The sequence below is a fragment of the Protofrankia sp. CiP1_Cm_nod1 genome, assembly GCF_920888515.1.
Lineage (GTDB): Bacteria > Actinomycetota > Actinomycetes > Frankiales > Frankiaceae > Protofrankia.
On sequence record NZ_CAKKTM010000005.1, the window covers coordinates 1 to 8,932 of the forward strand.

The window sequence follows — 8,932 nt, forward strand, 5'->3', positions numbered from 1 at the left end:
GGGAACCAGCTCGACGTCCGCGGTCCCGGCTACGGCATCAACATCGACAAACCCACCACGACCCACAACATCGTCTCCTGCACCAACACCGTCACCGCCGCCAGCAAAGGCGCGTTCAGCATCCCCTGCACACGCTGAAATTCCCCGCATGCGCTGAGCGCTGCGGTTCAACAACGACATCGGCAGTCCAACCTCTGTCGTGCGGTGCCGGCGGAAGGAGCGACGGAGCTTCGCGCCCCGCCGGCACCGCGCACGGTGGGCAGCTCTCCGCTGGCTTCCCGCCGGCCCTCTCATGCCTCGACGGCGGCCACGACGGCGATCTACGCCCCGACCCGCCCGCAGCGCTCCCTTCACATCGGAGCACGGCCTCGAACGCCGCGCCCGCAGTGTGCCCGTGCAGGCCGCTGGAGCCGCGAACACCACAAATCAGGATAGTTCATCCCGATAATGAGCAAAATCTACCAATCTTCGCAAATCGGCATGGTCGACATCCCCGGACCCAATCGGACATGTGTCCGGAATAATGCATACTGTTGTGGCTGGAGCTGATTACTACCACTCATGCCGTTATGGTCACGGACAGCAAGCTACACGGAGAAGCGATGACCAGCACATCGCCGGACACGGACCGCACCGTCCCGGGGGAAGACATGCCACAGCCGAACCCGCCGAACACACCTGATGAGGCGGGACGAGGCCGGGAGCCGGTGTTCACCCCGCTGAGCCCGGAGGATCCCCGCGAGATCGGCACATATCCGCTCTGGGCCCGGATCGGCGAGGGCGGCATGGGGATTGTGTACCTGTCCCACACCCCCGGCGGCCGGCAGGTCGCGCTCAAAGTGGCCTGGCCGGGGCTCGCCACCGATCCCGAGTTCCGGCGTCGCTTCGAAGAAGAGGTGAAGATCGCCCAACGGGTCCTGGGCTTGTACACCGCTCCGGTCATCGCCTGTGACCCGCACGCCCCACGCCCGTGGCTGGCCACCGCCTACATTGCAGCCCCCTCTCTCGCCGTAACCGTCACCCGTCATGGACCACTGCCAGCGGAGACCGTCCTGCTGCTGATCGCCGGAGTCGCGGAGGCACTGCAGTCCATCCACGACGCCGGTGTGATCCACCGCGACCTCAAGCCAAGCAACATCATTCTTGCCGCGGACGGCCCCCGAGTAATCGATTTCGGTATTTCCCGGGCAATCGAAGCCGCCCAAACAAAGATCACCCAGACCGGGGTTCGAATCGGCACGCCTGCGTTCATGGCTCCCGAACAGGCTCAGGGAGTCTCTCTGAGCACGTCCGGGGACATTTTCTCCCTCGGCTCCACCGCCTACTATGCGATCACCGGCAGGCTGCCGTTCGGCGGAGACGCTGCCGTCTCCTACCGGATCGTGCACGGGCAGCCCGACTGGGACAGCTGCCCGGACCGGGTCCGCGATGTGCTGGAACGGTGCATGGAGAAGGATCCGACAGCTCGCCCCACTCCGGCGGAGCTGATCGAGCTGTGCCGGGCGGCATCCACCGACGAGCGGCTGCGCATCGACGAGAACTGGCTGCCTCCCACCGTGGTCGCGGATCTCAGCCGCTATGATGCCACCCCACCCAGACCATCCGATCTGCCTAAATCGCTGAAACTATTCAGTTCGTTCATATCATCCGGTCCGTCGCCAGACGAATTCAAGCCTCCTCAGCCGGCACCGGACACGCCCGAGCCGCCTGGGCGTCCAGGCCGCAAACGGCTGTGGTGGATTGTCAGCGGGTGCGCTGCGGTCGTGCTTGCGATGGTCACGACCGTGCTCATAATTCGCACATCGGGAGGAAATGCACCGTCGGACGAGGCGGCCGGTTCGCCCAGGCCCTTCGTGACAGAAGAATCCGGTCAGAGCCGGGACACGTCGACAGCTCCGGTGGCTACCGGCGGAATCACCCTCCATAGCAACCGTTTCGGGCAGGGCATGTGCCTTGACGCCGACATCAACTATCAGGGCGTCAACGGCACGAGGGTCCAGCTCTGGACGTGCAACGGATCCGTCCAGCAACAGTGGTACTACGAAGGCGACCTGCATACCGGAGCGTTGATTCACAGCGTGAAGTGGCCGGGGATGTGCCTCGACGCCGACACGAACACCATCGGCAGTAACGGCGGGAAGGTACAGCTCTGGATGTGCAACGGGTTCGCCCAGCAACGGTGGTACTACCGTAACACCGCGGGGGCAAACGCCTATCAGAACGGATGGGGCGCCCCGTACGGCCGGTGCCTCGATGCCGATTCCAACGCCGGCTGGGACGGCACGAGGGTGCAGCTGTGGGAGTGCAACCAGACCACCCAGCAACAATGGCGGGAGTAGACCGTTCGGCAACCCGGACCACCACCGGGGCTTCCCTCGCTCGTCGAAGGTATCGCTGATCCGCCGGTGTCACTCGCTCACCGGCCGGTCGGCGGACGAGCGACACCGGGGAGCACCACCTCAGACTCCACCGGCGGAAAGCAGGATGTCGAGTTTGGTGTAGCCCTCGTTGACCCCGCTCTCCATCCCGCTGCGCAGCCAGGCGTCCCGGCTGTCGAAGCTGTCCACCAGCGACTGGGCGTGCAGTCTGGTACGGCCGTCGCCGAGGTCCTCGAACCGCAGCGTCTCGAGCGCGACGCCGTCCGGTTCACCATCGAACGTGAAGGTCTGCACGATACGGTCGGTGCGGACCTCGTGGAAACTACCGTGGAAGCCGAACTCGTTGCCGTCGTGCTCGGCGACATAACGCCAGCTTCCACCGGTCCTGGCGTCCCAGTGCTCGATCCGGGTCCGCAGTCCGTTCGGCCCGACCCACCGCGCGAACAGGGCGGGGTCGGTGTGCGCCCGGAACAGCTGTTCCGGGGTGGCCGCGAAGTCCCGGGTGATCCGGATGATCGGTACGTTCTGGTCGGCTTCGATCACGGCGGCAGCGATGGTGCTCATCAGGCTGTCTCCTTTTCCTTTGTCGGCTGTTCGTCGTCACGGGCGTTGTTCGTGGTGATGTCGGTGACGCCGGTGATGCTGGCGGCGTCGTCGTTCATGGCGGCCAGCACGGCGTCGAGGCGTCGGTAACGCTCCTCGGCCTGCCGCCGGTACCGCTCGATCCACGCGGTCATCAGGTCGAACACCTTCGCCTCGAGGTGCACCGGGCTGCGGCCGGCCTCCGGCAGCGCCGTCTCCCCATCGCCCCGGGACACGGTGGACCTGTGTCGGACGAGTGGTCAGATCGCCAGGGCGAGCTCAGTGAAGGCAGCCGTCAGCCGCTGGCGGGGTTCGGCGTCCGTGCCGAGCGGTGATGCCCCGCCGCGGTGTTGGCGGCACACTGCCGCACACGTCAGAGCGCGAGTACCTGACGTAGCCCCCGGCCCAGGTCTCGCATGAGGCTCTCCGGGACAGCGCCGACAGCGTGCCCGAGTTCGTCCTTGTTGAGCGTGACGATGGCGGTCACGTTGGCCACAGAGTCGCATTGTAGGCCGGTCACCGCGGCGGGGAGGAAGACGTTGCCGGGCATGGTGGCGAGCGCGGTATTCGACGTGATGACGACTGCGACGACTGTGGCCAACCGGCTCGCGTTGTAGAACGCGGACTGGACGACCACCACTGGGCGGCGTTTCGCGGGGCGGCTGCCCTCCGCCTCACCGAGGTCGACCCAGCGAATATCGCCACGGCTGATCACCAGCCCTCGCTGTCGCCCAGTGCTCGCCGGCCGGCGAGCACCGCGTCCTGGAACGAGTCGTCGGGACCCGCGAGCTCAAGAGCGGCGTCGATACGCTCAGTCAGGGACTGGGCGTCGAGCTCCTGGATGTAGCGACGGGCGGCTGTCGTGAAGAACTCGGAGCGACTCACGCCGAGTGCGGCCGCGCGACGCTCAGCCTCGTTGAACGTCTCGTCCGGGATCGAGATCGCAGTCTTCATGCGCTTAGTATAACCGGGTATGACCACGCGGTCGCGTGCCGCTACGAACTCGACACGGACGCCGAACCCCGCCAGCGGCTGACGGCTGCCTTCACCAAGTTCGCCCTGGCGATCTGATCATCGGTCCGGCGCATCCACCGCATCCTGCCTGCGCCCAATGCAACAGTGCCTCCGGCCCCGACAGGCCGTACATCAGCATCACCCTGGGCCACAGTCCCAGGCCGGCTTCTGGCACCCCACAAGTCGTCACGGAAGCAGATCGAACGCCGGGACCCCTACCTGCCGACGGCCCGCCCCAGGACGACGTCGCCATCCTCACTGTCTTCCTACTGCGGCAGCCTCCTCAGCCCGGGACCGGCCCCGTGCCCGGGATCACCCGGCAGTCGGCGCACGAGTGCTGCAGCGCTACCGTGCGTCGGACAGACACCAGTCGATCTTCTACCCGTATTCTGGCTATGATTCAGACCGGTCACTATTCTGACCTCTATGGAGACTATTTCGATCACGCAGGCCAAGGCCCGGATCGCCGAGCTCGCCGACCGGGTAGCGCGGGAGCACGACCACTTCACGATCACCCGTAACGGCCGGGCCGACGTCATGCTGATCTCGGTGGCAGAGTACGAGTCGATGCAGGAGACGCTCGATCTGCTCTCCGATGACGAGGCCCTGGCCGATCTACGCCAGTCGCGGGAGGACTTCGCGACAGGGGACACGTTCGCCGTGGAGGAGGTCCGGGCCGAGCTGGAGCGCCGCCGCGGGGCGGCCTGATGGCCGCCAGCGACGAGGAGGCCGACGCAGGCGCCGCCGAGAAGCCCAGCCCGTACACGGTCCTGTTCTCCCGGCAAGCTCGCCGAAACCTCAGCGAGCACCTTCCACTGGACGTGGCGATCGCGGCGACGGAGGCCGTCTACCGGACAGTCGCACTCAGCCCCTCCCGAGTGGGCAAGCCACTCAACGAACCCTTCGACGGGTACTACTCGGCCCGCCGTGGCACCTATCGGATCATCTACCGCATCGATGAAGCCAGCCGTGCCGTAGAGACCCACTCGATCCGCCACCGCCGCGACGCCTACCGCGCATAGGGAGACGCCAGGAGCCACGAGATCTGTCACGTCCCACCTGAACGCCTCCGCACGGCGCTGGAGCGAGCCGCTCCCGACCACATGGTTGACTACACAACGACCATCGAATGAGGAAAGTTGCGGTAACGGCAGGTTGCGATCCACTCGTCAGGGCGGTTCAGTTTTCGCAGATCAGCGGTTCGCTACGGCGAGTGGTGGAGACGAGGGGACTTGAACCCCTAACCCCTGCCTTGCAAAGTCGGTCCGGGTCGTCCGGGGACTGTTTCAAGATCGGTGTTTCCGGCCCGACACGCCGGGTCTCGGGTCCGGCGGGATGGGCACTGTGAGTGATGACATTGGGTGATATGACCCCTCGGAAGACTGATCGTGATCAGGGGCGGCAGCTGTCGCCGGAGCAGGCCGCCGCGGCGGCGATGGTCGCGGACGCGCAGGCGCGTGGGCTGGCACTGACGGGGCCGGACGGGCTGTTGAAGTTGTTCACGAAGTCCGTGCTGGAGACGGCTCTCCAGGAAGAGATGACCGGGCATCTCGGGCACGAGAAGAACCGGGCATCGGTCGAGCGGGAATCGGCCAACGTCCGTAACGGCAGCCGGTCGAAGACGGTTGTTTCCGAGGCGGCTGGCGAGGTGCGGATCGCGGTTCCGCGGGACCGGGCGGGCACGTTCGAGCCGCAGATCGTGAAGAAGCGGCAGCGACGCCTGTCGGGTGTGGACGAGATCGTGCTGTCGCTGTATGCGAAGGGTCTGACGACGGGGGAGATCTCGGCGCATTTCGAGGAGATCTACGGGGCGTCGGTGTCGAAGGAGACCATCTCCCGGATCACCGACCGGGTTGTGGCGGAGATGAACGAGTGGGCGTCCCGGCCGCTCGACCGCGTCTATGTGGCGATCTTCATCGATGCGGTCGTCGTGAAGATCCGCGACGGGCAGGTCGTCAACCGGCCCGTCTACGCTGCCATCGGCGTCACCGTCGACGGCCACAAGGACGTCCTGGGGCTGTGGGCGGGCACCGGCGGTGAGGGTGCCAAGTTCTGGATGTCGGTGCTCACCGACCTGCGTAACCGCGGGGTCGGCGATGTTTTCTTCCTCGTCTGTGACGGGCTGAAAGGGCTGCCCGAGGTGGTCGAGAACGTGTGGCCGGCCGCCACCGTGCAAACGTGCATCATTCACCTTATCCGCAACACTTTTCGGCTGACCTCGCGGGCCGACCACGACGCGGTGAAACGCGATCTGAAGCCCATCTACACGGCGCCGACCCCGGCCGCCGCCGCGGCGGCGATGGATGCGTTTGAGGATACCTGGGGAAGGAAATACCGGGCTGTCATCCGGCTGTGGCGTAACGCCTGGGAGGAGTTTACTCCGTTCCTTGACTACGACGTGGAGATACGCCGGGTGCTGTGTTCTACGAATGCGATCGAGTCGCTCAACGCCCGCTATCGGCGGGCTGTGCGTGCCCGTGGGCATTTCCCGAGCGATCAGGCCGCGCTGAAATGCCTGTATCTTGTGACCCGCAGTCTGGACCCCACCGGGGCCGGCCGCGCCCGGTGGATGGTCCGGTGGAAGCCCGTGATCGACGCCTTTGCGATCACGTTCCGTGACCGCTGGCCGTCCGCCGAGACCTACTGATCAACCCGCCGGAAACACCATTAGCGACACAGTCCCGTCGTCCGCCGACGTCCAGGTTCGTCCGTGCAGTCGGCCTGGCCTGGGCGCTGGTTCCGTCGGCGTCTACCGCCATCCGTGGACGTTCGCAGGCTCGGCTACATGCTTGGCTACACGTCTCGGACTCCGACCTCAGGGGGACCGGCCGGGTCGTCGCGGCGCTCGACGACGGACCCCCGGATTAGAAGTCTTGCTTGTGGTGTTCGTGGGGGTCCGTCGATGTTTGCCGGGTCAGGTCGGCGGACCCCCACTGTTCGCCATCGTCCGTCGTTGTTCGCGCACGTTGCTGTCAGCGGTTGCTGTCAGATCCGTTGCTCGATGCCCGAACCGGCGTCGGGGTCATCACGCCGGACGTGTGTGGCGGGCGTGGCTGACGGCGGATGATCGGCCGGTTTCTACCGTGTTGGGTGATGATGGCATGCTGGGCGGGTGACCGTGGGGGGCAGTGAGGTTACCGGCTCTGACTTTTTCGTGTCCTACACCGGGAAAGATGAGGCGTGGGCGAAGTGGATCGCCTGGACGTTGATAACCGCCGGTTACCGGGTGGTGATCCAGGCGTGGGACTTCGGTCCGGGGTCGAATTTCGTCCATGAGATGGACCAGGCCGCCCGGTCGTCCGCGCGGACGGTAGCGGTGCTGTCCACGGCCTATCTGGCGTCGGGGTTCGCATCAGCGGAGTGGTACGCGGCCTGGCGGAATGATCCGCTTGGTCGGGGGCGGAAGCTACTGGTGTTCCGGGTGGAGGACTGTGACCCTCCGGGGTTGCTGGGTCCGATCGCGTTGGTGGATCTGTTCGGGGTAGACCGGGAGACGGCCCGGGACCGGGTGGTGGAAGCCGCGGGCTTTCAACCAGGCCCGCCGGATGCGGAGCCGGCTTTCCCGGGTGCTCGACCCGCTGGTGGGTCGGTCGTCGGCGCGGCGGTGGGAGCAGCTCCGGTGTTCCCACCGGATCTACCGACGATGGGGAGCGTCCCGGCCCGGCTGGCGCATTTCGTCGGCCGTGACACGCTCCTCGACGAGATACACACGCGGTTGACCGCGGCGGGGTCGGTGGCGGTGACCGCGCTGGCGGGGATGGGCGGGGTCGGGAAGACCGCGCTTGTGGTCGAGTACATCCACCGGCATGCCGAGTCGTTCGACCGGGTGGGCTGGGTACCGGCGGAGCAGCCGGAGCTGATCGACGGGTATCTGGCCGGGTTGGCTGCGGTGGTGGGGCTGACGGTGGAAGCGGAGCCGGCCGTGGTGGTCGCGGCGTGGGCGGGTAAGCCGCGGTCGCTGCTGGTGTTCGACAACGTCGACGACCCCGACTCGTTCAAGAAGTTCAAGGGGCTTCGGCCTTCGCCGGGGGCGGGCCGGCTACTGGTGACGTCGCGGCGGCGGGGTTTTACCGCTCTCGGGGCAACGGTCACCGTGCCGTTGCTGCCGCGGGTCGAGGCGATGCGGATGCTGACCGACCGGTTCCCGGGGTTGGAACCGACGGCTGCGGATCGGATCTGCGCCCTGCTGGGGGATCTGCCGCTGGCGGTCGAGCAGGCCGCCGGCTATCTCGACCAGACCGACGCCCCACCGGAGGAGTACGCCGATCTCCTCGCCGATCAGCTCGGTGACATGCTCGCCGACGGGGATGTCGCCGACCGGCCGGGGGTCACCGTCGCGGCGCTGTGGGACCTGTCGGTGCGGCATCTGCGCGGCGAGCGCCCGGCCGCGGTGGAACTGCTGGAACTGTGGGCGTTGTGCGACCCGGAGAAGATCCTCCTGGGTCTGTTCGCGGATCCGGGCGGGTTCGACGACGGGCCGTTGAAGGACGCGGTCGGTAACCGGGCGGAGTGGTTGCGCACGGTCGGCGCGCTGGTCGGGTACAGCCTCGCCCGTCGTGATCAGGACACGGTGGACGTGCACCGGCTGGTGCAGGCCGCGACCCGCCGGGCCATGAGCGGCGAGGTCCGCATCGCGCGGGCCGGGACCCTGGTGCGGCTGCTGCGCGGCGTCCTGCCCGCCGGCATCGAGCGGAACCCGGATGCCTGGCCGGTGTGGCGGGTCTACCTGCCGCATGTCACCGCTGTGCTTGGGCACACCGACGCCGACGCCGCGATCGATGGTCTGTCCTGGCTGTGTGACCGGACCGGAACCTACCTGCGCGAGCACGCCCAACCGGCTGCGGCGCTGCCGCTGCTCGAACGGGCGTTGGCGATCGACGAGGCCGTCTACGGCCCCGACCACCCGGAGGTCTCCACCGACCTGAACAACCTGGCGGGGGCGCTGCAAGACCTGGGCC

Annotated in this window: 8 protein-coding genes and 1 pseudogene; 5 read left to right on the forward strand and 4 right to left on the reverse strand. The window is 66.9% G+C overall.

Features of this window, described 5'->3' with window-relative positions; all coding sequences use genetic code 11:
• The first annotated feature begins 602 nt into the window (after positions 1 to 602).
• Entirely contained in the window at positions 603 to 2,339 is a 1,737-nt protein-coding gene (locus NBX02_RS00405; RefSeq protein WP_445548175.1) for a protein kinase domain-containing protein, read from the forward strand.
• A gap of 120 nt (positions 2,340 to 2,459) precedes the next feature.
• On the opposite strand, the gene NBX02_RS00410 is transcribed toward NBX02_RS00405, so the two are convergent.
• The 4 genes and pseudogenes from NBX02_RS00410 to NBX02_RS00425 form a co-directional block, all read right to left on the reverse strand.
• Entirely contained in the window at positions 2,460 to 2,942 is a 483-nt protein-coding gene (locus tag NBX02_RS00410; RefSeq protein ID WP_250286210.1) for an SRPBCC family protein, read from the reverse strand.
• Positions 2,942 to 3,160 (reverse strand): annotated as a pseudogene (locus NBX02_RS00415) (ArsR family transcriptional regulator); the annotation flags it as partial. The gene NBX02_RS00410 and the pseudogene NBX02_RS00415, both read right to left, overlap by 1 nt.
• 173 nt (positions 3,161 to 3,333) lie before the next feature.
• Positions 3,334 to 3,678 (reverse strand): type II toxin-antitoxin system PemK/MazF family toxin, encoded by a 345-nt coding sequence (locus NBX02_RS00420; RefSeq protein WP_250286212.1) that lies wholly within the window; start codon positions 3,676 to 3,678, stop codon positions 3,334 to 3,336.
• On the reverse strand, positions 3,672 to 3,914 hold the full coding sequence (locus tag NBX02_RS00425) for a CopG family ribbon-helix-helix protein (protein ID WP_250286205.1): 243 nt from the start codon (positions 3,912 to 3,914) through the stop codon (positions 3,672 to 3,674). The genes NBX02_RS00420 and NBX02_RS00425 overlap by 7 nt, the downstream gene beginning before the upstream one ends.
• 486 nt (positions 3,915 to 4,400) lie before the next feature.
• Between NBX02_RS00425 and NBX02_RS00430 the strand changes: the two genes are divergently transcribed.
• The 4 genes from NBX02_RS00430 to NBX02_RS00445 all read left to right on the forward strand — a co-directional run.
• On the forward strand, positions 4,401 to 4,682 hold the full coding sequence (locus NBX02_RS00430) for a type II toxin-antitoxin system Phd/YefM family antitoxin (RefSeq protein ID WP_250286203.1): 282 nt from the start codon (positions 4,401 to 4,403) through the stop codon (positions 4,680 to 4,682).
• Positions 4,682 to 4,996, forward strand: coding sequence for a type II toxin-antitoxin system RelE family toxin (locus NBX02_RS00435; RefSeq protein ID WP_250286201.1), 315 nt, complete (start codon positions 4,682 to 4,684; stop codon positions 4,994 to 4,996). Before NBX02_RS00430 ends, NBX02_RS00435 begins: the two co-directional genes overlap by 1 nt.
• 344 nt (positions 4,997 to 5,340) lie before the next feature.
• Positions 5,341 to 6,621 (forward strand): IS256 family transposase, encoded by a 1,281-nt coding sequence (locus NBX02_RS00440; RefSeq protein ID WP_250286199.1) that lies wholly within the window; start codon positions 5,341 to 5,343, stop codon positions 6,619 to 6,621.
• A 507-nt stretch (positions 6,622 to 7,128) separates the two neighbouring features.
• Positions 7,129 to 8,932: toll/interleukin-1 receptor domain-containing protein (locus tag NBX02_RS00445; protein WP_250289488.1), on the forward strand; the 1,804-nt coding region annotated here is incomplete at its 3' end.

What these genes read in the sequence shown, in the direction of transcription:
- NBX02_RS00410 (WP_250286210.1), bottom strand. Translation starts at nt 2,942, where the DNA reads ATGAGCACCATCGCTGCCGCCGTGATCGAAGCCGACCAGAACGTACCG.
- NBX02_RS00430 (WP_250286203.1), top strand. Translation starts at nt 4,401, where the DNA reads ATGGAGACTATTTCGATCACGCAGGCCAAGGCCCGGATCGCCGAGCTC.
- NBX02_RS00405 (WP_445548175.1), top strand. Translation starts at nt 603, where the DNA reads ATGACCAGCACATCGCCGGACACGGACCGCACCGTCCCGGGGGAAGAC.
- NBX02_RS00440 (WP_250286199.1), top strand. Translation starts at nt 5,341, where the DNA reads ATGACCCCTCGGAAGACTGATCGTGATCAGGGGCGGCAGCTGTCGCCG.
- NBX02_RS00435 (WP_250286201.1), top strand. Translation starts at nt 4,682, where the DNA reads ATGGCCGCCAGCGACGAGGAGGCCGACGCAGGCGCCGCCGAGAAGCCC.
- NBX02_RS00425 (WP_250286205.1), bottom strand. Translation starts at nt 3,914, where the DNA reads ATGAAGACTGCGATCTCGATCCCGGACGAGACGTTCAACGAGGCTGAG.